The organism is Achromobacter animicus, from assembly GCF_040775605.1.
Taxonomy (GTDB): Bacteria; Pseudomonadota; Gammaproteobacteria; order Burkholderiales; family Burkholderiaceae_B; genus Achromobacter; species Achromobacter animicus.
Genome location: NZ_JAYGJK010000001.1, coordinates 4,994,593 through 5,020,098, shown reverse-complemented (window position 1 = coordinate 5,020,098; position 25,506 = coordinate 4,994,593). Strand labels below are relative to the sequence as shown.

Below are 25,506 nucleotides of genomic sequence, written 5' to 3'. Positions count from 1 at the left end.
CAGGGGGCTCAGTTCACGGGGATCAATCCCGCTTCGAGTCCGAAGCGCAGATACTCGTCCAGCGCCTGCCGCAGGTTGGCTTCGCGCTGGGCTTGCAGCAGGGAATTCCAGGCGCCCATTTCGGCGCCGTTGTCCGCGCCTTCGCGGATCTCGAGCGCGCAGCCGCGCGCCAGTTGGCCGTAGGACGGCGATCCGAACTGCGTGGAGGTAAACGAGGGGGCCACGCGCGCCGCCGCGCGCTTGGCGGCTGCGGCGCCCAGGTCCTGCATGGCCAGGTCCGGCTGGCAGCGGTAGCGCCGGGGCGTGACTGACGGCATGGGCACGTGGCAATAGCGCACGCAGCCTTCCTGACGGCGGTTGATGGCGAGCGGGCCGCCGAACAGCGTGTTGGACGCGTCGAGCCGCCCGGCCGCCACGCGCCCGAACAGCGTGCTCGCCAGCACGCGCAGGGCGCTGTCGTCCACGTCGACCGCGGCAGCCGCGCTGCCTTGCGCATCGATCAGGCACGCGTCGATCTCGACGGCGGCAAGCGGCGTCGCGCAGCGCACCGGCCCGCTGATGCAGCGCGTAAGGCTCAATTCAAGTTCCGGCGCTGCGCCGCTGTGGCGCACGCCGCCGCGCGCGGGCGCCAGCGTGCAGTGGCGCAGCGCCACGGTACGCAACGTGCCTTCCAGCCGCAGGCGGCCATTGACCAGCAGCCCGTCGAGCTGCACGCGCGTGCTGGCGTTGCCGCGCAGCCGCCAGTCGCCCCGCAGCACCGGCCGTCGCAGCGGGGCCGCCTCGATCAACAGATGCGTGTCGGGCAGCACCAGATCGGGTGCGATGGCTTCGGTGCCGTCGTGGTCCAGAACGATGCGCACCCGCTGGCCTGCCTGCACCGCGGCCAGCGCCGCCGCCAGCGTGGGCGTGGCCGCCGAGGGCACACGCAGTTCGATGTCGAAGGTGTCTTCGGACGCCGCGTCCGCGTCATCGCCGACCGGCGCGCTGCGGTCGTACGGACCCGCGCCAATGTCGCCGGGAAAGCCATACGCAAAACGCACCTGTACCGATTGCGCGGTGATGCCGGGCGGCAGCGCAAGGCGTCCGCGGTGCGGGTCCAGGCCCACCAGCACGCCGCCCGCAACAGGGAAGCTGCGGTCCGGCCGCCCGGGCTTGCGCGCCTTGACCAGCAGCGACGCGTCGGGCCGGCGCCAGTCCTCGGGGGAAACGCCGGGGACGGGCGCCAGGTTGCACATGACCAGATGCTCGGACGGCACGGCCTGTCCGTCCAGCCACACCTGCACGACCGGGCCGCCGCCGCTCTCGGCAAACCAGCCTTGCGGCGGCGCGTCGCCGTCGGTCAGCGCCTGGCGGCGCGCTTGCAGCTCGGCGTGCAGATCGCGCCAGGACAGCGGTTCGGGCACGTTGACCGGCTCGGCCAGGTGGTCGATGTCGGTCTCCGTGCGGGGCCGGTTGAACAGCGGCTGGTCGCGGCCCAGCGGATCAATGGTGTAGAAGCCATCGCGCGTCGTGGCGGGGGCGGCGTCGCCGCGCTGGACGGTGTAAGACTGCAGCCGCCACAGGAACAGCGCGACGTTGGGCAGGTTGTAGCGCCCGGCTGGCAGTGCGCGCACATCGGCCGTGTGCAACTCGGCGCCAAAAGGACCGTCAACGCGTTCCATCGCGCGGGAATCGCGCAGATCCGGTGTGCGCAGCGCGTGCGGGCGCGGATGGTTGACGTGCTGGGTGGTGGCGACGCGTTCAAAGCACTCGGACACGCGGCTGCGCCAGCCCGTGGCGTCGGCGGCCAGTTCTTCCAGCACCAGTGCGGTGCCCTTGCGCCGGCGCAGCCGCAGCGTGTTGGCGACCAGCGCGCGGGGCGAGAACGCGGCGCCGACGGGGTACAGCGCGCGCACGCCGAGCAGATCGGCCAGGTACGGCACCACCCAGTCGTCGCAGGTCTCGATGAACCAGTTGTCGTAGAGCCGGTCCACGTCGGCGTCCACCAGCGCGCCCTGGCGCGCCAGCACGTCCAGCAGCGCGCGCAGCGGGCCGCCGGCCGCGGCGTCGCGTTCACGGTAGAAGGCCGGCAGCAGGGCCATCAGCGCATCGGCATCCAGGCGGGTGTTCATGTGCGCTCCGTGAGCAAGATGTTCGCCGGGTCAGGGCGCAGCAGTTCGGCCGGTTGCAGGCTGCCTTGCTGCCACCGCGCGGTGCGCGCCGGCAGTGTGGCGCCGGGCCCGTTGCTGCGCCGCGTGGTGACGGGGGACAACCCCGCGCTCAGTCCCGCACCTAGTCCAGAGCCCAGCCCCGGGTTCAGTCCAGTATTCAGCCCCCCGTCCAGCACCAGCGAATCCAGATCCACCCACTGCACGCCCGGCACGCCTTGCAGCACGGTCAAGACTTCCGCGCCGTGCACCGGCTGACCGAATGCGCGCGCGGCAAAGCCAAAGGCCTCCAGCACGCGGGCGCGGGCCGCCTGCAATACCTTGGGCGTCTCGTAACGGGGATCGATGCCCAGACCGGCCCGCAGGCCGAAATCCAGATAGCGGCACGGCGCCACCCGCAGCGGCTGGTAGGGCGGCCGCGCCCCATCGATGGCCGCGAGCAGATTGCGATACAGCGCGCCGGCAGGATCCAGCGCGGCGCCATCCTCGCCGGCGACGGTCAGATGCACGAGCCGTTGTTCCCCATCCCACAGCCACACCGCCTGCGACTTGCCGATGCCGGTGAATGCGGCGGAAAAATCCTCGAAGTCGCGCAGCGAGACGATGCGGTCCAGCGTGCGCACGCGCAGCGGCGCATTACGGCGGGCAGCGTCGCCGGCTTCGGGATCCACGCCGCCGGTGGCGGCTGCCGGATTGACGACCGCCTTGACGCCCGGCGCGCGCGTAAGCAGCACGTTCAGTTGACCGCGCGCGACGTTGCCTTCGCGGCCCAGGCCGACGCGATAGCGCGCCTCTACATTGCCCGACCCCGACGGCAGCCGCGCGCCGTGCAGGCCGTCGCCGAACTGCACCGTGGCGCCGCCGCTGTCGTCCAGCCGCAGCAGATAGGCGCGATCGTCCGGCGCCAGTTCCGTGATGCGTGGCGCTTCGGTCCACAGCAGGCCATCCACGCGAACTTCCAAGCTGCTCGCTGCGCCGCTCGCCGTGGGCGCGGGCACGAAGGTCAGCGGCTTTTGCTGCAGCGTGAAACGCTGGAACGCCCGGTTGCCGGCGCCGCTGCCCAGCACCTCGGGCTGGATGCGCATCTGCCGGCTGTCGCCGTGGCTGGCCGGCGCGACGTTGGCGTTGATGCGCACCGTGGCGGGCAGATAGGCGTGCGCCAGATCGGCGTCCAAGTGCAGCGACGTGCGGCCGCCAGCGCTGTCGTTGCGCTGGATGCGGAGGATGTCGCTGGCTTCAGCCAGCGTGACCGTGGCGCGCGCGCCGTCCTCGAATTCCAGATCCGCGCTGGCGCGGTCGCGCGCCACGCGCACGTTGGCCAGCGCGTCGCCGCGCAACAGCCGGTCGCGTGGCGCGATGTTCGCGGCGTCGGCCTCGTCCAGGATCAGCCCCGACACCGCCAGCACGCGGTCTTGGGGCAGGTCGGGTTCGTACGACGCCAGCACCAGCGCGTGACCCTGCGTGAGGCCGGACGCGGGGCGCACGCCCCAATCCAGCGCATCGGATTCGCCGTACGCGGTGGTCTCGCGCACGGCGTCGTTGAACTGTTCGCGCAGGCGTTCGCCCCGCAAGGTCAGCCGGGTGGTCGGCCCGGCCAGCGCAAAGCCGGTCCGCGCGTCGGGGCCGGCGTCGGCAATGCGGTAGAGCTCTTCATACCCCGGCATGGACAGCACGGCCCAGCCGCCCGTCACCCATTTCGGATAGACGGCATCCAGATGCACGCCGTGCACGTCGGCGGGGAACAGGCTGGCGGCGGGTATCGTCTGGCGCGCCAGGCCCGGTCCGGACCACGCGAGCGCAAGGGTGGCGTCGCCGCTGGCCTCGTAATAGTCGATGCGGATGTCGTGCTTGCGGCCTGCCGTTAGCCGGGCGCTGGCGCTGTACTCGGTAGGCGATTGCTCGCGCCACTGGTCGATGAGCAGGTTGCCGTCCACCCACAGCCGCACGCCGTCGTCGGCCGTGACGTGGAAGGTGTAGCTGCCGCTGCCCGGCGCGCGCACCCAGCCGGTCCAGCGCACGCAGAAGTTGTCCGCGGGCATGCCGTCGCCGGGGCCGCCCGCCGCCCACCGGAAATCCAGTTGCGGATCGGTGCGCGTCATCACCCGTTCGCTGAAGGTGCGGCCGCGGTAATACTCGCCGTACAGGCCGGACCCCGCGCCGCTGGCGCCCGGCGGATCGGAGATGTCGGCCAGCGTATAGCCCGGCCATTGGGGGAACTGGCTGAAGGACGGCTTGGCGTCGTCGGCCATGCCCAGATAGGCGGCGCGCAGTGTGGCGGGCATGGCGCGCCAGTCGGGCGCGTTGTAGCCGAACAGCCGCGCCTGCGCGCGCAGCGCGTAGCAGCGCGGATTGCGGCGGGCGGGCTGCACGTGCGGCGCCGCGCTGCCCAGGCCGCGTTCCAGCGAGATCAGCGTGTAGGCGGGCGCGCCGTCTTCGCCGGGGCCCGGCACATACTCGCGAACCTGCGTCAGGCGGCGGAAGTCCCAGTTTTCGTTGCCCGGGTCGCGTACACGTTCGTCGCCGACGATCAGCACGGCGTCGCCGGCTTTGAGGCGCGTGGCCGCCCCGGCCAAACACAGCGTGCGCGCGCCAAAGCGTGGCGGCGCCGGTTCCAGCCACGCCAGTTCCAGCGCGTTCCAGGCGGCGCGCGCCTCGACCGCCTGCAGGGTTTCGAACGTCTGCGCGCGTTCATCCTGCGCAGGCACGCTTTGCGTGCGCGTCCACGGCTCGATGCGCGCGCGCAGTGGCGCGCCGGGCGCGGTTTCCATCGAGAACGCCAGCCACGTCGTTGCCGCCACACCGGGCCGCAGTTCGTAGCCAATCGCCCGCGCCAGCGATTGCACGGACCGGCGCTCGGTCGCCGTCCGCAGATAGCCCTCGTTGCCGATGCGCTCCTGATAGAACGCCAGCACGTCCAGCACCGCAGCCCACGCGTCGAACAAGGCGATGACCGGGTCGTCACGGTCGCGTGTGGTCAGCGCGGCCAGCGCCGGCGATCGCGCCAGGTCGGCTGTCAGGCTGGCCAGAAACCGGCCATGCGTGCCGATGCGCAGGCGCAAGGCGGGCTGCCCCGGCGGGTTGTCCAGGTCTGATGGCGTCAGCGCAGGCTGGCCGGCGCAGCAGCCGCAATCGGCGGGGGTTGTCATGATCCGCCCTCCACGATGAAGTCGATGCGGCCGTTCTCGGGAAAGTTGGGGTCGCCGTCGGCGCGCAGCACTTCCAGCGGCGCAAACAGCAGGCGGCCGGTGTCCAGTTCGCCGGCGGGGTCGCGGCCCCAGCGCTGGAAGCGTTCGGCCCGCGCCGACGCGACGCCCGGCACCGCCATGACGGCGCGCATCAGCGCCGACAGCGCCAGCGGCGTGCCGAAGGTGTAGCGGTCGGGATGAAAAAAGCCCGGCCGGCCCGCGCGGTCCAGTCCCGCGGTGAAGGCATCGCGCAGCGCCGCTTTGACGTCCGCGGCAAAGTGGCCCGGCGCGGCGCAGACGCGCACCAGGATGTCGAGTGGCACGTGTACGGGATCGGAGAATTCCAGGTCCTGTCCGGCCAGCCGGAAGCGCTCCATGAAGGCGCGCAGCGTGGCGCGAAAGGGCGCGTCCACCTCCCGCCCGCCGCGCCGGTCGACGGTCAGAAAGACCGTGTGCCAACTGCCCGTCCAGCGCAGCCGGGCGGCCGCGCGCTGCACCTGCGGATGGCGTTCGGCCAGGCGCGCGTAGTCGTCGGCCGTGACCGCGCGTTCCTGCACGCGGAAAGCCTCGGGTGCGTTGAGCTTGATGGCGTCGGCCAGTTCGGGCGCCGCGCCGCCCTGCGCGGCCAGCGGATTGCGCACGCGCGCCACGCCCAGCATCAGGTCCGCATCGTCGGTGACGAGCGCGCCGATGGCCTCGGCGCCCACGTTGCCCTCCGCTCCGCCGCCCAGCCGGTAGCGCGCCAGCAGGCGTTCGCCGGCCACGGGAGCGGCGCCGTAGCAGTTGTCGCCAAAGCGCAGCCAGGCCGCGCCATCGGTTTCCGTTTCCACCACGAACTCGCGTGCGTCGCGGGCGCTGGCCAGCAGGCTGCGCTGGGGGGACCACGCCGGGCTGGCGGGGGCGGGCACGTCGCCGGGCTGATCGGCGTCGTCCGCCTGCAGCGACATGCCGCTGGGCAGCGCGCGGCGCGGGTCCTGCGCCAGCGCTGCACCGGCGGGCAGCAGAGCGGACACGGCGAGGTCATGCCGGTAGGGTTCGGCGCAGGCCAGGCCCGCGTCCGGCAGGCGGGGGCGGTAGGGCCGCGACGCGGGCGCGTCGCGCGCGGTGGCCGTGTCCGGCAGTAGCGGCGTCCAGTCGCGCTGCATGCCGTGGTCGGCCAGGACGACGTTGCCGCGCGCCACGGACACGGCCCGCTTGACCAGCGCGCCGCCGTCGTCGAACTCGCGGCTGACGCACAGCGGAAACGGCAGCGCGTCGTCCGGATGCCAGGCGATCAGCAGCAGGTCGGTGCCGGTCAGGTCGTCGCGGCCGGCGCGCGTTTCGGTCAGGCGTACGGCCACGCGATGCGTGCGGTCGGCGTCGGCCGTGCGGCCCGTCAACGGGTCGATGGTTTCCTCGAACACCAGCACGTCGCCGGCGCCAAGCGTCAGCGGTGGATCGTTCACCAGCGCCGCCTGCGTCTGGCCGCGCGGCAGGCAGTAGGCGGGATCGGCGAAGTCATGCAGCAGGATGCGGCTGTGCGCGGCGTGCAGCGTCAGGTCGTGCAGCGTCTCGAACACTTCAATGCCGGCCGTGGGCAGCCCGTCCAGTACGTCGCGGCGGCGCACGGGCTCGGCAAGCGCGGCTTCGGGCGTGCTGGTCAATAGCGGCGTGCCGGTCGGGACGACCTTGCCGTCACCCTGCGCGTTCGCTTCGATCGCGACAAACACGCGCGCGTTGCAGCCGTCATGCAGGGGGTAGTCCAGCAGACGCGCGTGGCGCCGCAGCGAGGTCCGGCGGCGCGCGGTGTCCAGATAGGCCTCGGTGGCGGCGGCGTCCTGCGTGTAGGAAAGATGATCGGCCACGTAGGCCAGCGTTTCCACGAGCGCCACGGTGAAATCGGCGGGATTGCGCTCGGTGAAGTCGGGCATGCTCTGCGACAGGCGGTCCAGCATCAACCGCCGGAAGCTCTCGTAATCCTTGGCCAGGTAGTCGAGCAGCGGCTCGGGCGGCGCCGGCGCATCGCACGCGTGCGTGTCGGCGCAGTCGAACTCCGATGGGCAGCCCGCCTTGAAGTTGATCTCGATGGTGGACAGGCACAGGTCAAAGCCCGGCGCGGGCGCGTCGGGGTCGGCCGGGTTGACGAGCGCGAGCGTGTACCACGAGAAGTCGCCCGCCTTGTCCACGGTCAGCCGGATCTCGTTGCCGGACAGCACCGGGTCCGCGGCCAGCGCGATGCCGCGAATGCGCGCGCCGCCTTCGATGCGCACGTGGGCGCGGCCGATGCCGGACACCGGATGCGCGCACACCACGCGCACCGTGCGCTGGTCGGCCGCGTCGATTTCCACGAAGGCGATGCCGTTGTCGCCGGGCGGCTGCTGGGCGCGCAGCAGTTGCAGCCGGCGCGGGTTGGCGCTGCGGAACTGGCGGTTCATGGCACGTCCCGCGTAAAGCGCGCCAGACGCCGTTGCTGGCCTTGGCGCAGCACGTACTGCACGTCGACCTGCAACGTTGCGTCGCGGTGCGCGACGTTGACGGATTCCACCGCGATGCGCTCGCCCAGCCATTGCTGCAATGCGCCTTGCACGCTCATCTGCACGGCGGCGGCCAGCGTGTCGCTGTTGGGCGCAAACACCAGTTGCAGCAGTCCGCAGCCGAAGTCCGGCCGGTTCACGCGCTCGCCCGGCACGGTGAACAGCACCTGCTCGATCATGTCGCGCACATGAGTGGCGTCGTCGGCATTACGGCTGCGGCCGCGCGCGTCGGGTTCGAACGGAAAGCGCAGGAGGGCCATGGCGATGCGTCCTTACATGCCCACGACGCGCGCCTGCGCCTGCAACGCCAGCATCGGCGTGCCGGTCGGCATGCAGATCGACGAGCCCGCCTGCAGCGCGGCGGGCATCCCGCCGATCAGCACGCGCGTCGCGCCGGCGAGCCACATGCCGGTGACACACGGGCCGTTGCCCGACGGCGGCGGCGGAAACGCGCAGCCCGCGATGGAATACGTCGACAGGATGGTCACGGCCGGCTGGCCCGACAGCAGCACGCGTGGGTTGGGCGACGTCGGGATGGCCTGGCCGCCGTGCGAACACTGCACGGTGGCGCCGAGATGCAGCAGGGGTCCGGGCATGCTCTGGCCTCCTCAGGTCACCGTCAGGGCGCCCTGGTTGATGTTGACGGCCGGGCCGGCCAGCATCACCGTCGCGCCCTGGCCGTTGGACAGCGTGATGCCCACGTCGCTGATCGAAATCATCGCGCCCGTTTTGGTCTTGAGCAGAATGCCGCCGGTGGGGCCCGGCAGATCGGAAATCATCAATGTGTTCTGCCCGCCGGTCTGCAGCACGATGCTGGGCGACACGGGCAGCCCGGCCAGCGCCAGCGCGGGAACTTCGGCGGCCGATCCCCAGAATCCCCCAACCCAGATCGGGTAATCGGGCTTGCCCTGTTCAAACTCCACCCATACGCCCGCACCGACCTGCGGCACGACGAACACGCCGCTCTGCTGGCCGGCGAACGGCACGCACGGCATCGCCCAGCTTGAGACGCCCAGGCCCAGCACGTCGGGCACCTGCACCTGGATGCGGCCCATCTGCATGGGATCGACGTTGTTGATCACCACGCCGCGGAATTTGCCGTAGTGGCGTTGGGGTTCTGTCATGGGGGCACCAGGGGCAGGGTGGAGATAAGACCGTTGCGGGCCAGCGAGAATTGCTGCCGGAATTCGCCCGCCTTGAGCGAGCTGTCGACACGCTTGACGTAGTACAGGCCATCGAACGCCAGCCCCGCGCCGCGCACGCCGACCAGCTGGCGCGACTTGAGCACGTGGCCGTAACGCAGCACATTGAGCGATCCGTCGGCGGTCACGGCGTCGGCGGTGGTGCCGGCGGCCATGGCCAGACCTTTGCCCAACGCGGCGGCCGGTGACAGCTTGGCGGTGTCTTTCAGCAGCGTCAGCCCCTTGGCCAGCGGCGGCAGCAGGCCAAGCGGCGGACTGGTCAGGCTGACGTCGGGAACGGGCAGCGGAATCGGAAACTTGGTCAGCGGATTCTGGATAAAGATGACCGGCAGCGCCGCGTCCGACTGGTTCACCGCGAACGACAGCGACTCGACATTGCTGTGCACATCCATGCCCAGGTTGAGCGCGGGCTGCACCGGTCCCAGCCGGATTTCCGGTCCCCAGTACGCCACGTTGGCGCCGGGCAGCGGGCCGGGCTCGATGTAGAACACGTGGCCCACTTCCCGCGCCAACTGGCGTACATAGGCGAGGTCCGTGCCTTCGTGCAGCGGAATGCGTTCCACCGGAATCGGCACGTCGGTGAAGGGGGATGGCACGACCAGCGGCAGCATCCCGTACAGCGCGTAGCGGCCAATGATGGCGGCGACCCGCGCGGGCGGCGGCATGGCCGGGTAGGGCATGCCGCTCATGTCCTGCTTGTCCATCGCCACCGTCAGGTCCTCGCCGGTGACTGTCAGGCGCGATTGGCCCGGCGCGTTGCCGTCCGTGATCTCCTGGCGCGTGACCAGCCCGTCCATCAGCACGGTGGGCAGCCCGTTCAGCGTGGCGACCAGGATGACGCGCAGCCACGGCACCTGGCCGCCTGCGATCACCAGCAGCGTATGCAGCGGCGAGCGGTTGCTGACGGAGAACGTGAGCTGGAATCCGCCCGGCCCGTCCGCGGATGACGACACCTCGACGCGCTCCAGGCCGTCCATGATGGGGCGGGGCGCAGGCACCGGCAGGCCAGGGCCGACCAGCAGCGTCAGGTGCACGCCGCTAAGCATCGTTGCCTCCGAATGGGGCGCCACCGAAGGGAGAACCCAACGCGGCGGGCAGCGTTACGCGCAGGCTGCGCCCGGGCACTTCCAGCGCGGCCGGACGCGGTGCGTCGTTGCCGTCCGCCAGGCGCCAGAACTGCAGCGGATCGCCCAGCGCCGCAGCGGCAATCCGGTCCAGCCGGTCGCCCGGGGCGACCGCGACCTCGCCCACCGCGGTCAGCGCCGCCGGATCTGGCAGAAAGCGCCGGCGCAGGTACACGAGCGGCCGGCCGTCCGGCCCGGGCATTTCCGCCGTGGGCACGTCGTGGTACCGGCTGTTGGCTGGGAAGCGCTGCACGCTCATGGCAGGGACTCCAATCCGACGGAACCCAGGTCGCCAAGACCCGCCAGCGCGGCCAGCCGTTCCTTGCGCTGCTGATACACCAGGTACAGATGGCCGCCCTTGTCGCCAAAGCCAAGATCGCCCACGTGCAGCACGCGCAGGCCCAGCGACACCTTTGCGCGGATGGGATTGAGGCGCGCGTCGAAAGCCTCTTCGGTAATCGAAAAGTCCGTCACGCGCACCGGCACCACGCGCTCGCGGCTCCACACGAACAGGCTTAGCGGCGCGACCGTGGGCGCGATTTCCAGTGTGCCCAGGTTGGCGATCTGGTTGTTGCGGATGAGCGCGGCGCTGTCCGGGTAGACGATGGTCTCCAGCGCGGCCAGCTGCGCATGGATGCCCGTGTCGCGCGCCTGCGGATGATCGTCGGGAAATTCGAGCTGATCGGTGGCGTCCAGCTCGGCGTCCAGCCGGATCGTCTCGGACGGCGGACCTTTCAGACGCAGCGGTTCGCCTGCCGCGCCGCCGTCGTCCACGCTCTGCGGCTGCAGCGAGCGCGTCAGGGTCTCGGGGTTGTATTGCAGCGATATCACGCGCTGCACCGCCCCGCTGGCCGGATCGATCAGGATGATGCCGCCGCGCAGCAGGCGGGGCGAAAGCGGTCCGCTCATGGATAGGCCTGCGGTTCCGCGGCGTTGCGTACGGCGGTGATGCGCTGCGCGCCCACCAGCGCTTCTGGCCAGTGGCGCGCCGCGCTGAAGAGGTCGGGGCGGTAGTCGAACTCCAGCACGAAGCGCGACACCGGCACGCGTGCCGCGCAGTCCAGTTCGACAGCGCGCAGCTTGCCCGGCGGCTCGTCGACCATCGTGACGTCGGCGTAGCGCGTCTGGCACAGTTCCAGCACCTCGCCCACGGTCTTGCCAATCCAGTCTTCCATGGCGGCTCCTAGATCAGGTTCATGTTCTTGGGCACGGCGCTCGCGTCGTCCGGCCGGCAGGCGCGATAAAAGCAGATGCCGCAGCCGTCGACCGAGGCCCGCACGGCGGTCTCGACCTTGGCCTGGAACGTGCCGGTGGCGGCGGCGAACGCGTCGTTCCAGCGGGTCTTGAAATCGACGCCGCGCTTGCGGCAGTCGTACACGGCCTCGTAGTCCTGGATGTTGAGCGCGTAGTTGCAGCTGCCGGCGCCCACGTACTTCACCCAGCCCTGATTGCCGGCCATGAAGTTGGCCACGTCGCCGCCCGAAAACGCCACGCCGAGCTTCGACTTCTCCGACTTGCTGTAGGGATGGGTGTGGAAGGTGCCGAGCGTGTAGTCGCCCTTTTTCTCGGCGGGCAGGCTGATGCTGCCGCCGCCGCCCGATCCGGTGCGGATGACGCGCTTGCCGTCCTTGTCGGACACGATGCGCCCGCCATGTTCCTGCACGGTATCGCCGCCGTGGCCGGACTTGGACCAGGCCTCGTTGACCGCGTCATACACGTCGTCCGGCATGGTGTGCGTAGCGGGGCACTTGCGCGCCTCGGCTTCGGCCACGCGCAGGTCGCCCATGCCGGCGCGCTGCACGGTCTGCGCCAGGCCCGGCGCCGCCGTGGGCCGTGACAGGCTGTGCGCGGCGCGGTCGGCTTCCGCTTCCTGCGGCGAGTGCGACGGGCCCAGTTCCAGCGGTAGCCCGGGCCGGTAGCGCCCCTGCTGCTGCACGACGTGCGCCAGTTCGTGCGCCAGCAGGTCGCGGCCCTGGCGTGTGTCCGGCGCGTAGCGGCCCGCACCGAAGGCGACGTGCGGGCCGACGGTCCAGGCCTGCGCATCCAGCGCGCGCGCCGATTCCGCGGCCCGCGCATCGGCGTGGATGCGCACGCGCCCGAAATCGTGGCTGTAGCGCCGCTCGAATTCCATCCGGTCGGCGGTGGCCAGCGGCTGGCCCGCGCTACGCAGCACGTCCTCGACCTGATCGGGCACGGCAGCCCTTGCTCGACCGGCAGACGACGAGGCGGCGCATTTCGACTTGCCGCCGCACCCGCAGGCGCATCGCCGCATCACCAGGCGCGAGCGCGGCGGTGCGGTGTCCGGCCGCGGCGCGAACAAGGACGTTCTCATGGCTCGGCTCAATGCTTCAGATGAAACGTGTCCGCGATGGCGCGGCCCGCCTGCGTGCCCGTCTGCGCCGGTTGCGCGCCGTCCGCCACGGTGCGCACCTCTTCGGCATGGGCATCGGCGGCCGCGCCGCCGTTCTGCGCAGCCCGCCGGACCAGCTCGTGGACCAGCGCAGCAACGAACGCATTGCGTTGGGCCGCGTCATGGCTCGGCAGGCTCAGCGCGCGGATATGCAGGTGAATTGCGGATTTCATGGCCATCCCCTCGTTTCGGCATCGGCCAGCGGCCGTTCCCGTTTGGCGGCTTCGGCGTGCGCGGCTTGCAGCACGTGAGCCATGGTGACTTCGGAGCCGGCGTCGGCGGCCAGAAAGGCCGCGTTCAGCGCGACGTTGCGGATGCTGCCGCCCGTCAGGTTCAGGCGCGCCAGTTGGTGCGGGTCGAGATCGCGGGTCGGCGTGGCGGCCGGGAACACGCCGCGCCAGATCCGCGCGCGCTGCTCCAGGTCAGGAAACGGAAACTGCACGACAAAGCGCAGCCGCCGCAGAAAGGCGCTGTCCAGGTTGGACTTCAGGTTGGTGGTCAGCACCGCGAGGCCCCGGTACGACTCCATGCGTTGCAGCAGATAGCTGATTTCGATGTTGGCGTAGCGGTCGTGGCTGTCCTTGACCTCCGAGCGCTTGCCAAAGAGCGCGTCTGCCTCGTCGAACAGCAGGATCGCGCCGCCGTCTTCCGCGGCTTCGAAGAGGCGCCGCAGATTCTTTTCGGTCTCGCCGATGTACTTGCTGACGACAGCGGACAGGTCGATGCGGTACAGGTCCAGCCCGGTTTCGCGCGCCAGCACCTCCGCGGCCAGCGTCTTGCCCGTGCCGCTTTCGCCGGTGAACAGGGTGGCAAGCCCCAAGCCTCGCGACTGTGCGGCCGCGAACCCCCAGTCTTGATGGACCCGATAGCGCTGGCGCAGATGCGCGGCGATCTGGCGCAACACGGTGCGCTGCGGCTCGGGCAGCACCAGGTCGTCCCAGCCTGCGGCCGGCGTCAGGCGCTGCGCCAAGCCGTCCAGCTTGCGGCGGCTGGCCTGCGCGCAGCCCTGCCACAGCACGGCGGCCGGATCGGCGCCGGGTTCCTGCAAGGCGGGGGCGAGCGCGGCGGCGGTGCGCTGCAGGGTCCGCGAGTCCAGCCCGAACTGGCTGGCCGCCTGGTCCACGGCATCGCCGACGCGCGCGGCGGCTTGCGGCCCCAACGCCTGCCGCCACAGCGTTCTGCGGTCGGCCTCTTGCGGCCGGGAGACGGCGCACGGGCGCGAGGCCGCGCGCAGCGTGACGGGTTCGCGCACGCCCACGAGGCACAGCCCGCCAGCCTGTTCCACCAGATGCCGCGCCGCCGGCGTCAGGCCCTCCGAGGCGTCGATGAACAGGGCGGCGCCCAGCAGCACTGCCTCGCGCTGCCAGAGCGTCAGCATGACGTTGCGCTCGGCGGCGTCCGCCGGCACGTCTTCTGCCTGCAGCGCCAGGCACGCGAGGCCCGTAGCATGCGCGGCGCGCGCCGCCACGTCTTCCTGCGCGCCGGCGTCATCGCCTTCCAGCACAAATACCGGCAGCGGCGTGCCTTGCGCGGCGGTGACCTGCGCGGCGATCTGTTTTGCCGCCGCTTCGTGCGCGGTCGCGGTGTGGGGCAGGGGCAGCGCCGGCCGCAGTAGTGGGCGCAGTCGCGCGTCCGGCTCGTTCAGGCCGGCTAGGTAATGCAGCACGCGTTCGTCGATGCGCAGGCGCGCGGTGCTCAGGTCGGCCGTGTCGTCCACGTCCAGCAGGCGCCAGCGGCGCAGCGGACGCTGCGGCGACAGGGCGCTCCAATGCGCGCCTTCCAGCTCGGCCAGCGCCAGCGCGAAGCTGGCATGACGCTGGCTGCCGGTCCGGCCGTTCGCGTGGGCGCACAGATCGGCCAGCACCGCATCCATCTCGATGCCGGCGCACAGCAGCAGCAGATCACGCTCGAACGCCGACAGGCCGAAGGTGGCGGTCAACTGGTCGATGGCCGAGTCGCCGTGGAGCGCGGCGCGCGCCTGCGCAAGCTGCTGCGCGCCGTGGCGCGGCGGCCGGCTGCCGGGCTTGCGCAGCCTAGTGCGCAGCCGCGTGAACTCGGCGGCCAGCAGTTGCTGGTTGGCTTCGATCCAGTCGGTGGGCGCGCGCGCGTTCATGGCAGCTCGATCTGGCGGTCTAGATAGCGGACGGGGACCGCCTCGCGGTCCACCAGCGGGCTTTCAATGCCGTCCACCCGCAGCCGCACCAGAAATCGCGTGCCGGCGGGTGGCGCGTCGCGCCATTCGAAGATGAGCGCGCTGGCGGGTGCGGTGGCGGGTTCAGCGGGCAGCTCGCGGTCGCCCAGCAGCAGGCTGGCCGCCTGGCCGGGCAATAGCGGCGGCGCGATGCCCAACGTGATGCGCACCGTGCCCGCGTTTCGCGTGGCGGCGGCCGGCGGCAGCACGGGCTCGGGCGCCAGCACCAGCGCCAACTGATTGCTGTCGCGCCGCAAGCCGGTGTCGCTGGCCTGCACCGTGGCATGCACGCGATAGACGCCGACCGGCAGGTCCGACGGCATCGTCAGCCGCAACCACGCGTCCGTGCCTGCCTCGACGGGCACATTGCGTTCGGCATCCAGCGTCGAATGGCGCAGCGTCACCGTGCGCGCCAGGCCATCCAGATGATGGCCCTGCAACGTCACGGCGCCGCCGGGCACGGCAACCGGCTGCCTGCCCGCGGGCTGCACCGATAGCAGCGTGGGCAGCGGCGGCGTCAGGCCGGTGAACACCAGCACACCCCGGTCGCGCGGCGTGCCGGGAATGGCTTCCCCGCGTGTCAGCACGGGCAGGGCGCCGCGTGCGGGCCGCCGGGATTCGATCAGCACCACCGACACCTGAAACGCGGCGGTCGGGCGGTAGTGCGCCTGCAGTGCGGACCACAGGCGCGACATCTCTTCCGCGCCCAGCGCTGCCGGGGTGATCTTCAACAGTTCGATCTGACTGGCCAGGTCTGCGCTGCGCAGGCTCTGGTAAACCGTCGGCAGAATGGCGCCATCGACCACGTCCGGATCCAGTGCGCGGCGCACGGCCTCGCGCGGCAGCACGGCCGATTCGTGCAGCAATTGCAGCGCGTAGCCCAGCAGCACTTCCGCCTGCAGTTCGGCGCGGCCATACGCGGTCAGCAGATAGTGCAGGTCCAGGGCCAGCGGCGGATTCGCGATGCGATCGCCTGCCGGATCGCGCGACGGCAGCGCGGCATTGCGCCACGCGGCGTTGGGCGTGACCTGATGCAGGAAGAGGTTCAATTGCGGGTCTTCCTGGTTGTCCAGCGACACCGCGTCGGGCGCCAGCGCGGACACCTTGACGCCCGCGCCCAGCGCGTCCGTGACCGCGTGGTCGATCATGCCCGAGTCGAGCAGGTCCTTGATGACGGCGGTGACCGCCGCGATCGCCAGCGCGTTGCTCATGGCAGCCCCGCGCGTCGGGCGGTCAGGTAGGCGCGCAGCGACAGCGCGGACGATCGCGGGGCGGCGGGAGCCGCGCGTTGGGGCGGGGGGGCGACTTCCAGGCGGTCAATGGTGATGTGGACGTCGGGCGGAGAGGGCGGCTGCGCGGGAAGGCGGGAGGCGGACGCCGCATCGGCGGCGTGGCTTCTTGCGTTGCGTGCGTTGGGGCCGGCAAGTTCTCGTGCCTCGGCGGACAAGGCCGCGTCGCGTGGGGCAGCAGGGTGGGCAATGTCAGTGACGTCGTGCGCGCCTGACTTTTCCGCCGGTAAGGGCGATGTGATTGGCGATACGGCCGCGGAGCGGGTCCGCCGGTCGTCGGCGGCGTGTTTGTCTGCCTCGATGAACCGAAGCGCGCGCGATTGGCGAACCGGCGAGGGCGCCTCTTGATCATCTCGCGCCGGGTTGCGTGGGGGCACGTCCGCGTCGGCGATCGGCGCTGTCACGCTGAAATGCGTGCGATGCCGGCGTGTGTCATGCGCCGCGTCAGGCGCGTTCGCGCCGGCCGCATCAACGTTCCTTTCCGTCTGGCCAATCCCACCGGCATCCGCAGCGTGCAACGGCGTCTGCGCGAAGCTGGCCACGCTGGATCGCGCGTCGTCTCTGGCCGCCTGGACGCGCACGTCCGGCGCCGCCTGCGCAGCCCCCAGCCCCTGCGTCTCACCCCGCCAATCATCACGCGGCACGGTCCCGGCAAGCGCCACGGCCCGCGGCGACGGCGCGCTGCGCAGGCGCGGTGCGGACCCCACGCTGCGGCTCGCAAGCTGGCGCAGGAAGCCGCTCATGGCCGCGCCTCGCTGTCGGCCAGTTCCAGATACGCGGCGCGCCGGGCAGGTCCCAGCGCCAGCACCTGCGGTTCGGTCCAGCCGTAGGCGCGCGCCAGACGATGTACATCCCGCAGCAGTCCCCGCGCGCAAAGACTGATGTCGTCCCACACGCAGGCGTCGGCGTCCAGCGCCACGGTCCACGCGTGCGCGCAGTCCGCGCAGCGCAACGACAGCTCGATGTTGGCGGCGGGATCCAGCGCTTCCATGCGCGCTTCGATGTCGTCCAGCGCCGCACCCTGCGGCAGGTCGGCGTCGGGCGGTGCGTCAACCCGGCACGCACGCAGCAGCAGCGCAAGCGCCGCGTTGCTGTCGGCGGCCACCGCGGCCTGCGTCTGGTCGCGGCTGCTGGGCAGACGCCATGCCGCTCCATGCGCGTCGAACATGGGCTCGGCCGACGCACGCTCCGGCGGCGCGGACACCGTCTCCAGCAGCGCGGCCACGTCCAGGTCGAACGCCATCGCCGCGCCGCATGCCGGACAATCGGCGCAAGCGGCCAGCTGCGGCCCGAACGTGGCTTGCCGCAGGCGCAGCAGCGCCAGGTTCCGCCATCCGACCGGCCGTGACGCGACATCCACGTCGGGCATTGCCTCGGCAAGCGCAAGCAGGCCGCGGTCTATCGGATGACAGTCACGGCCCGCCTCCCACAGCGCAAGAATCTGCGATTCGATCAGGGCGTTCATCGCGGCGCTCCATCAGGCCGGCTCGACGAAACTCGGTTCGGATGGCTCGGCGACTTCGTAGTCGCGTTCCCATCCTTCGTTTTCCAGCTTGATGGTCTGAATGGCGACCGCGTTGGCGTTCGCATCCAGATCGGGTATCGCCTGGTACTCCGACACCCAGCAGCGGAACACCTTGTAGGCCAGCACGAGCTGCCCGGCTTCGTTGTAGACCTCGATGATGAGGTCCTTGCGGAAGTTCTTCAGCGACACCTCGCTGCCCAGGCCCGATCCAAAGTTCCACACCTTGTTGGCCCACTGCTCAAATTCGCGGTCGTGCGTGACGCCGCGTTCCAGCGTCACCGCCTCGAATTTGCTGCGGCCTGGCGATTTGCGTCCGCTGGACGGGTCGCCGCCTTCGCGGTGCTCGACCACTTCGGTGCTGCGCTTGAGCGCCGACACCTTGCTGACGCCCGCCACGTAGCGGCCATCCCACTTCACCCGGAATTTGAAGTTCTTGTACGGGTCGAAGCGCTGCGGATTGACGGTGAACTGCGCCATGGCAATCTCCTGGTAACCGTGGTCGGCAAGCGCGCCGGGCCGCATGCGGCGCCGGCGCGTGCCGGGCTCAGGCCTGTATCTGGCCGGCCAGTTGCTGGATGCTGATGACGACGAACTCGGCGGGCTTGAGCGGCGCAAACCCCACCAGGATGTTGACCACGCCGCGATTGATGTCGTCCTGCGTGGTGGTTTCCCGGTCGCACTTGACCAGATAGGCCTCGCGCGGCGAACTGCCCTGGAAGGCGCCTTGCCGGAACAGCGTGTTCATGAACGCGCCGATGTTCAGGCGGATCTGCGCCCATAGCGGCTCGTCGTTGGGCTCGAACACCACCCATTGCGTGCCGCGATACAGCGACTCTTCCAGGTAGAGGGCCAGGCGCCGCACCGGCACGTACTTGTATTCCGAGGTGAGCTGGTCCGCGCCGCGCAGCGTGCGCGCGCCCCAGCACACCGCGCCATACACCGGAAATGTGCGCAGGCAGTTGACCCCCAGCGGATTCAGGCTGCCGTTCTCGCCGTCCGTCAGCGTCGCGGCCAGCGAGATGACGCCGGTCAGGTTGGCGTCGGTGCCCGCGGGCGCCTTCCATACGCCCCGGTTGCCGTCGGTGCGCGCGTACAGGCCGGCGACGGTGCCGCACGGGGGCGCAAGACGCGGCTTGCCGTTCTTGAGCGGATCGGACACGTACGTCCACGGGTAGTAGACGGCGGCGTGATCCGACTTGGGCAGCGCCGTGCCGTTGGCCACCGCCACCATCGCCGCCGGATCGGTGGCCGTGGGCGGAGCGTCCACGATCATGAAGGCGCGCCGCTCTTCGCAGTACGACGCGGCATCGGCCAGCACGCCGCTGTGCGTGATGGCCGGCAGGCAGAGCAGATTGAAGATGTCGGCGTCTTCCAGGGCGTACAGCCCTTGCCGCAGCGCGCGGCTGCCGATAAACGCGGCATAGACGTCCTCCGGCCCGTACGGCGTTTCGGTGCCGCCTTCCAGTAGCGCATCGACCGGGGGCGGCGAGGCGACGGCGCCGGTCAGCAGATGCAGGGAGGCGGCCAGGTCGTTGGCCGGGGCGGCCGCCACCGCGATGGTCGAGCCCAGGCCGCGCGAGCCGCTTGCCAGCACCAGCGTGCTGCCCTGCACCCGCGCCGTGAAGTCGCGGAAGGCCGGCGTGCCCGGCCGCAGCGCGCGCACGGCGGCCTGCAGGCGCGCCGCCACGTCTTCCAGTTTGGCGGCCAGCGAACCGCCTGCGGCGGTGGCGTCACCCAGGCTCACGAGTTCGGGCCCCAAGCCATCCAGCGTGATGCGCAGGCTGGTGTGCGTGGCGTCGGGCAGCGCGTCCAGGTCGGTTGCGCCGAAGGCATCGCTGGTCAGCGTTGCCGCATCAGGCGTGGGGGCGGGACGGATGATGGCCGCGCCGTCGGTTTCGACGCCGCCGGCCAGCGACCCCAGCATCAGCACGCCCGCGGCGTTGTTGCGCGCGCCCGGCAGCACGCGGACGCTGGCGTTTTCGCCGCCCGCGCCGGACGTCATCACAAGCGTGTTGCCGTTGCGCGCGGCGGTGAAGTTCGCCAGCGCCGGGCGGCCCTGCGCCTGCGCCCGCACCTTGGTCTGGATTGCCGCTGCCAGCGCGGTCAGACGCTGCGTCGCGGTGCCGCCGGCAATGTCGCCAGGCAACGCGATGCTGACGCCCACGGGTTCCAGCCCGTTCACGGCCACGCGGAAATCCGTGTGCGTCGCATCCAGCAGCGTCTGCACGTCGCCCAGCGCGCCGCTGACGCTGGTGCCCGCCGGCAGCGCATCCAGCGCGCCCTGCGACAGCATCCGCTCCAGGCGAACGAGCTGCGATACGCCCTGCACCAGATCCAGCAGATAGCGCGGATCCTTGGCGTTCAACGAGACGTTGGCGTAGCTTTCTGCCCGCCCGTCGCTGCCGCGGATGAACTGGATGTTGAACGTGCTGGAGGGCACGGCGGTGGCGTGGTCGACGCGGACCTGGATGCTGTTGCCGGATACGCCGGGGTCCAGCGCGCGCACCGTCAGCACGTCCACCGCGGTTGCGCTGCGCAAGGTGCGCTGCGCGGGCGACGCTTCCTTGACGACGCGCACGACCCAGGCGTCCGTGCCGCCGTTCACGAAGAACTGGCGCACGGCATAGCCCAGCTCGGAATCGTCGGCCAGTCCGCCAAAGGCGCGTTCATAGTCGGAGAAACTGAATATCCGGACCGCCTTGTTGACGGGACCGCGTGGGGCCGCGCCCAGAAAGGCGGCGACCGAGGTCGCGACCCCGGCAATCGTGCGAACGCCGCTGGGAATTTCCTGGATATAAACCCCGGGATGGGACAGGGTAAGGGCCATGAGCTGCTCCTTCACACGGCTGTCGGGATCAGTGTCCTGGCCGCAGGAGAGGCTTAGAGAGCCGCCAGCGCGCCACGGGAGACGGGCAGGAGAAGGCTGGCGATTCGCGCGAGGCTTGCGCGGGGTGGCGGGCGTTGCGCCGCTCTAGTTGGATTGCAGCGGAAAGGCAATCGGGCAAAAGCAGCAAGCCCTGGTAGGAACGAGTTATAGAAGTTCTGATTGATGCGATCAATAGCTTTTTAACGGCGTTAACCATCTGTTTCTTATTCAGGGGGCGGTCAGCTCCGGTCTTGCCGCAATTGAACCCCGGGGCGCGCTGGCGTATAACCCGAAGCGGCGCCGCCCGCGATCATCCGGGCGGCGGAACGCCCCAGCCGGTTTGGCAGGCGGCCAGAACCTCAAGGAGCGTGAGATGAATTGCGTGTCCCGAATGCTGCATTTGCATGACTGGTTTTCCCGCTTGCCTGCCACCTCCGGCGATGCCGTCCGACGCCTGCGCATGACGCGCGTTGTCCTGGGCGTGGCGGCCGGAACGTCGCTGGCGTTTGGCGCCGCGGCGCAGCCGCAGAATGCCGGCCAGCCTGCGTCAGTCCCCGCGACCCAGACTGCTGCCGCGCAACCGGGCGCCGGCCAACAAGACTCGTCCGCCGCGCGCGCGCTGCAATGGCCGCGTAGCTTCACCGCACCCGACGGCAAGCGGGTCGAGCTGTACCAACCGCAGATCGACACCTGGACCGCCGACCGCCTCACCGGCCGCATGGCGGTGGCGGTGGGACCGGCCAAGGGCAGCCCGACCTACGGCGTCGCCGAGTTTTCCGCCCGCGCCGACGTGAACAAGCCGGCCGGGCTGGTGCGCCTGTCAGACATCCGCGTCGAACGCGTGCAGGTGCCCACCGCGCCGCAGGAGGCCGCGCGCCTGCGCAGCGAACTCGAAGCCCGCATCCCCGCCAACGGCGTGGTCACGCCATTGGATGCGCTGCAACTGAGCTATGCGCTGTCGCAGAACAACCCGCCCGCCAAGACCGTGCCGGTGAACAACACGCCGCCGCGCATCATTTACCGCACGGTGCCGGCGATCCTGGTGCTGGTGGATGGCGCACCCGCGTGGACCCAACTGCCCGACACGCAGGGCTGGCGCCGCGTCATCAACACCCGCGCCCTGATCCTGGGCGACAACGCCGGCCGGTTGTACCTGCAGGCCGCGGGCCACTGGTACGAAGCCGGCGACATCAACGGGCCGTGGCGCACCGTGGCGCAACCCTCGCCCGCGCTGCTTGCGGCGGCAGACGCCGCGCGACGCGGTCCGGCGGCGGACCCGTTGATGCCGCACGATGGCAAGGCGCCGCACCGCGCGCCCGATATCGAAGTGTCGACCGTTCCCGCTGAACTGCTGATCACGATTGGCCAGGCCGAGCTGCGACCGGTGCCGGGGACTTCGCTGCTGTCGGTCACCAACGCCGACCACGCCGTGTTCATGAACCCGGGCGACAACCGCTACTACCTGCTGGTGTCCGGTCGCTGGTTCCGCGGCGCGCGGCTGGAAGGGCCATGGTCGTATGTGCCGGGCAAGGACCTGCCGCGCGATTTCGCGCGCATTCCGCCGCGGGATCCGCAAGGCGGGGTGCTGGTGTCGGTGCCCGGCACGCCGCAGGCGCGGGAAGCCGTGATTGCGTCGACCATTCCGCAGACCGCCACGGTGTCGCGCAGCGCCGCCAAGCTGCAGGTCGAATACGCCGGCGGCGCGCCGGTGCTGCGGCCCATCGACGGTACGACCCTGCACTACGCGACGAACTCGCCGGTGCCGGTCATCCAGGCGGAAGGCCGCTATTACGCGCTGTCGAACGCGGTGTGGTTCGTGTCGGACTCGCCAACCGGACCGTGGCGCGTGGCCGACCATGTTCCGGCGGCCATCTACGCCATTCCCGCCAGCTCGCCGTTGCATTACGTGACCTATGTGCAGGTCTACGGCGCCACGCCGCAAAGCGTGGTGTTCGGCTATTCACCCGGCTACATGGGCGTGGTGGTGGCGCCCGACGGCACCGTCGTCTACGGCACGGGCTATTCCTATCCGCCCACGATCGTACAGAACACCTGGGTCGGCTATCCGCCCAGCTATGGCTACAACGCCGCCTTCGATTCGGCCGCGGGCTTTGCCTTCGGGTTTGCCGCCGCCGAGGCCTGGGGCGGCGCGGCGCCGTATTGGGGACCGTACTATGGCGCGCCCTATTGGGGCGGCGTGGACGTCAACAAGGTCGACGTCTACGGCGCCTGGGGCGGCTCCGGCACGGTCACGCACGCGGCCGGCTGGAACGGCTGGACGGGCACCGAGTGGCAGGGCGCCCACGCCGAAGGCTACAACCCGCAAACCGGCGCCGCGTTTGAAGGCACGCGCGGCGCGGCCTACAACGAGTACACGGGCAACGCCGCCGCCGGACGCCGCGGCGCCTACACCGATCCGGTCACGGGCGCATCGGGCGCGGGCCGCGCGGGCGCAGTCGAGAACGACGACGGCCAGTGGGCCGCAGGCCGGCAGAACGTGCGCACCAATGCCGACACCGGCCGCACCACGTACTCCGCCGCCAGCGCGACCGGCACGGCGGGCCAAGGCGCCGACAGCGTGGACCGGCGCGGCGCCACCTACAACCGCAACACCGGCAGCGGCGCGGCGTGGAACAACGGCAACGTGTATGCGGACCACAACGGCAATGTCTACGAGCACAACGACAACGGCTGGCAGCAGCACACGTCGTCGGGTTGGCAGCCGGTTCAGCCGAACACGCAGTCCAATTACCTGAACGCACAGCGCCAGGCGCGCGATTATTCGACGCAACCGGGTGGCATGGATGGCGGAGGCTGGCAGAACCGCATGAACGAGTCCGCGGGGGGCTGGCAAGGCCGCAGCGAAGGCGGCTGGCAGGGTCGCGCGGAGGGCGGCTGGCAAGGGCGCGGGGAGGGCGGCTGGCAGGGCCGCGGGATGGAGGGGCGCAGCTTTGGCGGGTTTGGCGGGTTCCGGGGCGGCGGCGGCTTCCGGCGTTGAGCCGGTAGGGGCAGCGCGCTCTCGTCGTGCGCAACGCGTGCCGGCTCGGCGGCCGGCACGCACGTTGTCTGTGGTCAGTCCTGCACCAGGTACGCCTGTCCGCCCGGCTTCAGATACGCCGCCAGATCGCTGAACGGCACCTGCGCCAGCGTGCCAAGACACACGCCCGACGCGTGCCCCACGCCCGACACCGACAGGCTCAGCGCACCCGGGGCGGTCGCGCCCAGCGCAAGATATGTGGGCCAAAGATCCCAGCAGCCTTCCTTGGAGCGGTCTTCCGTCAGGCCCGCCTCGTCGCGCGCCGCCAGGGTTTTCTGTACCTGGCCGGCAAGTTCCTTCAGCGCGGGGCGCGGTTCGCGGTTGTTCGGCTCGTAGGCGTCGAACACGCGGTTCCAATCCAGGGTTTCGCCGCGCAGCAGGTCCAACGTGTAGGGATCGAAGTGGTTGTTGGGATGCGCGCCGCCACAGTCCAGGCTGCCGGACTCGGTCACGGTCATCAACGCGCTGGACAGCCACGGCACCTTCACGACCTCTTCCTCGTAGTTGCCCAGCGTTCCCGCGGACGGGCCGTCGCTGGTGTAGGCCGTGGCCTTGCAGGCCAGTGCTGCGTGGCTCATGCGCCAGTGGCGCTGTTCGAGCAGATGGTTGACGCGCGCCATGACCGCTTTGTCCGGATGCCGCGACAGGCGCGGATAGCTGAACTGCGTGCGCGGATCGCGCCACATGCGATAGGCCACGGTGGCGCTGCCGATGTCGTCGCCCACGGGCTCGGCATGGCCCGCTAGTTTGAGCGTGTCGTAAGGCACGCGGGCCGCGTCGATCTCTACGCCGAACTCGATGCCGCCATCGGGCGTCAGCGCGCTGGCGTCGTACTGCGCGACACGCTTGAGCGTGAAGCTGCGTTGCTTGCCCGTGCGCGTGTCGATCCAGACCCCGCGATAGCCCTGCGCGTCGAGCGTGCCTTGCCAGGTGGCGGCAGGCTTTGCGCCCGGCTGTTTGGCGGCCTGGTACGTCAGCGGCTCGGCCAGCGATTTGCCGGTGCCTTTGAGCGGAATGTCGACGCCGTTCTTGGGATAGAAGTAGCGTCCGGTCAGCTCGCCATCGGCGGCCGCGCTGTCCAGCTCCATCACGATGTCGCCCACGCCTTGCAGCGTGCCCGTGTAGACGGTGCGCTCGGCGGCGCTGGCCTCGCCGGGCGCCTGCAGCAGCAGGGCCAGCGCCAAGGCGCCAAACGGAATCGAAAGCGGGCGTGCAATGGGAAAGGGCATCTGCGTGGTGGACCCTGAGACGTGGGCCGGTCAATATACCCGACGCATCAGGGCTTCAATCTGCTGACCGCCACTGTCCAACGCCGGGGTCCACGCCAACGCGCCGGCCATCTGCCCAGACCTGTTCCTCTTCCAGCCGCGACGCCGTTCCGGTGTTGATGTCGAAGACAATGCCAAGCGCCCGCGCAACCGCCGGATCTTCGATCGGCAGCTCCCAGGTCAGAAAGAGTTGCGACAGATCTTGGTCATCGGCAAAGTCCGCCTCGTCGTACCCGCTTTGATGCCGGCGAATCACGGCGTGCGGCTGGCAGGTGTCGAAGACGATGGCCACGCCGCGTGTGAGCGCAATGCGGTGGCCGGTGCCGGGAAAATGCACGTCCAGGCCCTTGTCGTCGGACAGGAACAGATTGCAGAACGCCGCGCTGCCGTATTGACCGCCGTCGTGGTGATAGCGCGCGCCGCGGCAGGCCATCAGCGCCATGTCGCTGGCGCCCAGCACATCGCCCAGCCCTTGCGCGCGCGTCCAGTCGCGCATGGCTTGCACGCACTCGCCGAATTCCGGCCAGCGCGCGCGGGTGCGGGGCAGCGGCAGCTGCTCGACGTCGCCGGGTTCGAGCAGCAGCCGCGTGCGGATCTCGCGATTCCAATCGGCCAGCAGGCGTGCCGGCGGCGCGGGCACGTTCAGGTGGCCCGCGAGCAGCCGGCTGCTGACGCTGCGGCTGCGCAAGACGTCATCGTGCGAATAAAAGTACGACGTCAATCGGTCCTGCATTGGGTGGTTCATGACT

Annotated in this window: 21 protein-coding genes; 1 reads left to right on the top strand and 20 read right to left on the bottom strand. The window is 70.5% G+C overall.

Going from position 1 to position 25,506, the window contains the following annotated elements; all coding sequences use genetic code 11:
• Window positions 1–8 precede the first annotated feature (8 nt).
• From AB3147_RS23030 to AB3147_RS22945, 18 genes are all read right to left on the bottom strand, one after another.
• Entirely contained in the window at window positions 9–2,111 is a 2,103-nt protein-coding gene (locus AB3147_RS23030; protein WP_367353055.1) for a phage tail protein, read from the bottom strand.
• Window positions 2,108–5,293: a putative baseplate assembly protein gene (locus AB3147_RS23025; RefSeq protein WP_367353054.1), complete on the bottom strand. Its 3,186-nt coding sequence runs from the start codon at window positions 5,291–5,293 to the stop codon at window positions 2,108–2,110. The genes AB3147_RS23030 and AB3147_RS23025 overlap by 4 nt, the downstream gene beginning before the upstream one ends.
• Window positions 5,290–7,746 (bottom strand): baseplate J/gp47 family protein, encoded by a 2,457-nt coding sequence (locus AB3147_RS23020; protein WP_367353053.1) that lies wholly within the window; start codon window positions 7,744–7,746, stop codon window positions 5,290–5,292. The genes AB3147_RS23025 and AB3147_RS23020 overlap by 4 nt, the downstream gene beginning before the upstream one ends.
• On the bottom strand, window positions 7,743–8,105 hold the full coding sequence (locus AB3147_RS23015) for a GPW/gp25 family protein (protein WP_175122708.1): 363 nt from the start codon (window positions 8,103–8,105) through the stop codon (window positions 7,743–7,745). Before AB3147_RS23015 ends, AB3147_RS23020 begins: the two co-directional genes overlap by 4 nt.
• 12 nt (window positions 8,106–8,117) lie before the next feature.
• Complete coding sequence (locus tag AB3147_RS23010) at window positions 8,118–8,441, bottom strand: hypothetical protein (RefSeq protein ID WP_191577784.1); 324 nt, start codon at window positions 8,439–8,441, stop codon at window positions 8,118–8,120.
• A gap of 12 nt (window positions 8,442–8,453) precedes the next feature.
• On the bottom strand, window positions 8,454–8,969 hold the full coding sequence (locus AB3147_RS23005; protein ID WP_279970802.1) for a phage baseplate assembly protein V: 516 nt from the start codon (window positions 8,967–8,969) through the stop codon (window positions 8,454–8,456).
• Complete coding sequence (locus tag AB3147_RS23000; RefSeq protein ID WP_343738047.1) at window positions 8,966–10,093, bottom strand: hypothetical protein; 1,128 nt, start codon at window positions 10,091–10,093, stop codon at window positions 8,966–8,968. Before AB3147_RS23000 ends, AB3147_RS23005 begins: the two co-directional genes overlap by 4 nt.
• A complete protein-coding gene (locus tag AB3147_RS22995; RefSeq protein ID WP_312427869.1) occupies window positions 10,086–10,430 on the bottom strand; it encodes a LysM domain-containing protein in 345 nt (114 codons plus the stop codon). The genes AB3147_RS23000 and AB3147_RS22995 overlap by 8 nt, the downstream gene beginning before the upstream one ends.
• Window positions 10,427–11,080, bottom strand: coding sequence for a hypothetical protein (locus tag AB3147_RS22990; protein WP_175122713.1), 654 nt, complete (start codon window positions 11,078–11,080; stop codon window positions 10,427–10,429). Before AB3147_RS22990 ends, AB3147_RS22995 begins: the two co-directional genes overlap by 4 nt.
• Window positions 11,077–11,346, bottom strand: coding sequence for a hypothetical protein (locus AB3147_RS22985; RefSeq protein ID WP_175122714.1), 270 nt, complete (start codon window positions 11,344–11,346; stop codon window positions 11,077–11,079). The genes AB3147_RS22990 and AB3147_RS22985 overlap by 4 nt, the downstream gene beginning before the upstream one ends.
• A gap of 8 nt (window positions 11,347–11,354) precedes the next feature.
• A complete protein-coding gene (locus AB3147_RS22980) occupies window positions 11,355–12,503 on the bottom strand; it encodes an eCIS core domain-containing protein (protein WP_367353052.1) in 1,149 nt (382 codons plus the stop codon).
• Between the two features lie 8 nt (window positions 12,504–12,511).
• Entirely contained in the window at window positions 12,512–12,754 is a 243-nt protein-coding gene (locus AB3147_RS22975; RefSeq protein ID WP_239214688.1) for a hypothetical protein, read from the bottom strand.
• Entirely contained in the window at window positions 12,751–14,694 is a 1,944-nt protein-coding gene (locus tag AB3147_RS22970; protein ID WP_367353051.1) for an ATP-binding protein, read from the bottom strand. Before AB3147_RS22970 ends, AB3147_RS22975 begins: the two co-directional genes overlap by 4 nt.
• On the bottom strand, window positions 14,691–15,983 hold the full coding sequence (locus AB3147_RS22965) for a DUF4255 domain-containing protein (RefSeq protein ID WP_367353050.1): 1,293 nt from the start codon (window positions 15,981–15,983) through the stop codon (window positions 14,691–14,693). The genes AB3147_RS22970 and AB3147_RS22965 overlap by 4 nt, the downstream gene beginning before the upstream one ends.
• Window positions 15,980–16,804, bottom strand: coding sequence for a hypothetical protein (locus AB3147_RS22960; RefSeq protein ID WP_367353049.1), 825 nt, complete (start codon window positions 16,802–16,804; stop codon window positions 15,980–15,982). The genes AB3147_RS22965 and AB3147_RS22960 overlap by 4 nt, the downstream gene beginning before the upstream one ends.
• On the bottom strand, window positions 16,801–17,526 hold the full coding sequence (locus tag AB3147_RS22955) for a hypothetical protein (RefSeq protein WP_367353048.1): 726 nt from the start codon (window positions 17,524–17,526) through the stop codon (window positions 16,801–16,803). The genes AB3147_RS22960 and AB3147_RS22955 overlap by 4 nt, the downstream gene beginning before the upstream one ends.
• A 12-nt stretch (window positions 17,527–17,538) precedes the next feature.
• Complete coding sequence (locus AB3147_RS22950) at window positions 17,539–18,063, bottom strand: phage tail protein (RefSeq protein ID WP_056566211.1); 525 nt, start codon at window positions 18,061–18,063, stop codon at window positions 17,539–17,541.
• Between the two features lie 67 nt (window positions 18,064–18,130).
• Window positions 18,131–20,413 (bottom strand): phage tail sheath family protein, encoded by a 2,283-nt coding sequence (locus tag AB3147_RS22945; RefSeq protein ID WP_367353047.1) that lies wholly within the window; start codon window positions 20,411–20,413, stop codon window positions 18,131–18,133.
• A gap of 499 nt (window positions 20,414–20,912) precedes the next feature.
• Here AB3147_RS22945 and AB3147_RS22940 point away from each other — a divergent pair, with 499 nt between their 5' ends.
• The gene (locus tag AB3147_RS22940; protein WP_367353046.1) at window positions 20,913–23,450 is read left to right on the top strand and encodes a carbohydrate-binding family V/XII; all 2,538 of its coding nucleotides are present in this window, start codon (window positions 20,913–20,915) and stop codon (window positions 23,448–23,450) included.
• Window positions 23,451–23,524: 74 nt separating this feature from the next.
• On the opposite strand, the gene AB3147_RS22935 is transcribed toward AB3147_RS22940, so the two are convergent.
• Complete coding sequence (locus tag AB3147_RS22935; protein ID WP_367353045.1) at window positions 23,525–24,718, bottom strand: hypothetical protein; 1,194 nt, start codon at window positions 24,716–24,718, stop codon at window positions 23,525–23,527.
• A gap of 55 nt (window positions 24,719–24,773) precedes the next feature.
• Entirely contained in the window at window positions 24,774–25,490 is a 717-nt protein-coding gene (locus tag AB3147_RS22930) for a hypothetical protein (protein WP_367353044.1), read from the bottom strand.
• Between the last annotated feature and the right edge of the window lie 16 nt (window positions 25,491–25,506).

Bases quoted from the DNA above. Each gene is read 5' to 3' on its own strand.
- AB3147_RS23030 (WP_367353055.1), bottom strand. From the start codon at position 2,111: ATGAACACCCGCCTGGATGCCGATGCGCTGATGGCCCTGCTGCCGGCC.
- AB3147_RS23025 (WP_367353054.1), bottom strand. From the start codon at position 5,293: ATGACAACCCCCGCCGATTGCGGCTGCTGCGCCGGCCAGCCTGCGCTG.
- AB3147_RS23020 (WP_367353053.1), bottom strand. From the start codon at position 7,746: ATGAACCGCCAGTTCCGCAGCGCCAACCCGCGCCGGCTGCAACTGCTG.
- AB3147_RS23015 (WP_175122708.1), bottom strand. From the start codon at position 8,105: ATGGCCCTCCTGCGCTTTCCGTTCGAACCCGACGCGCGCGGCCGCAGC.
- AB3147_RS23010 (WP_191577784.1), bottom strand. From the start codon at position 8,441: ATGCCCGGACCCCTGCTGCATCTCGGCGCCACCGTGCAGTGTTCGCAC.
- AB3147_RS23005 (WP_279970802.1), bottom strand. From the start codon at position 8,969: ATGACAGAACCCCAACGCCACTACGGCAAATTCCGCGGCGTGGTGATC.
- AB3147_RS23000 (WP_343738047.1), bottom strand. From the start codon at position 10,093: ATGCTTAGCGGCGTGCACCTGACGCTGCTGGTCGGCCCTGGCCTGCCG.
- AB3147_RS22995 (WP_312427869.1), bottom strand. From the start codon at position 10,430: ATGAGCGTGCAGCGCTTCCCAGCCAACAGCCGGTACCACGACGTGCCC.
- AB3147_RS22990 (WP_175122713.1), bottom strand. From the start codon at position 11,080: ATGAGCGGACCGCTTTCGCCCCGCCTGCTGCGCGGCGGCATCATCCTG.
- AB3147_RS22985 (WP_175122714.1), bottom strand. From the start codon at position 11,346: ATGGAAGACTGGATTGGCAAGACCGTGGGCGAGGTGCTGGAACTGTGC.
- AB3147_RS22980 (WP_367353052.1), bottom strand. From the start codon at position 12,503: ATGAGAACGTCCTTGTTCGCGCCGCGGCCGGACACCGCACCGCCGCGC.
- AB3147_RS22975 (WP_239214688.1), bottom strand. From the start codon at position 12,754: ATGAAATCCGCAATTCACCTGCATATCCGCGCGCTGAGCCTGCCGAGC.
- AB3147_RS22970 (WP_367353051.1), bottom strand. From the start codon at position 14,694: ATGAACGCGCGCGCGCCCACCGACTGGATCGAAGCCAACCAGCAACTG.
- AB3147_RS22965 (WP_367353050.1), bottom strand. From the start codon at position 15,983: ATGAGCAACGCGCTGGCGATCGCGGCGGTCACCGCCGTCATCAAGGAC.
- AB3147_RS22960 (WP_367353049.1), bottom strand. From the start codon at position 16,804: ATGAGCGGCTTCCTGCGCCAGCTTGCGAGCCGCAGCGTGGGGTCCGCA.
- AB3147_RS22955 (WP_367353048.1), bottom strand. From the start codon at position 17,526: ATGAACGCCCTGATCGAATCGCAGATTCTTGCGCTGTGGGAGGCGGGC.
- AB3147_RS22950 (WP_056566211.1), bottom strand. From the start codon at position 18,063: ATGGCGCAGTTCACCGTCAATCCGCAGCGCTTCGACCCGTACAAGAAC.
- AB3147_RS22945 (WP_367353047.1), bottom strand. From the start codon at position 20,413: ATGGCCCTTACCCTGTCCCATCCCGGGGTTTATATCCAGGAAATTCCC.
- AB3147_RS22940 (WP_367353046.1), top strand. From the start codon at position 20,913: ATGACGCGCGTTGTCCTGGGCGTGGCGGCCGGAACGTCGCTGGCGTTT.
- AB3147_RS22935 (WP_367353045.1), bottom strand. From the start codon at position 24,718: ATGCCCTTTCCCATTGCACGCCCGCTTTCGATTCCGTTTGGCGCCTTG.
- AB3147_RS22930 (WP_367353044.1), bottom strand. From the start codon at position 25,490: ATGCAGGACCGATTGACGTCGTACTTTTATTCGCACGATGACGTCTTG.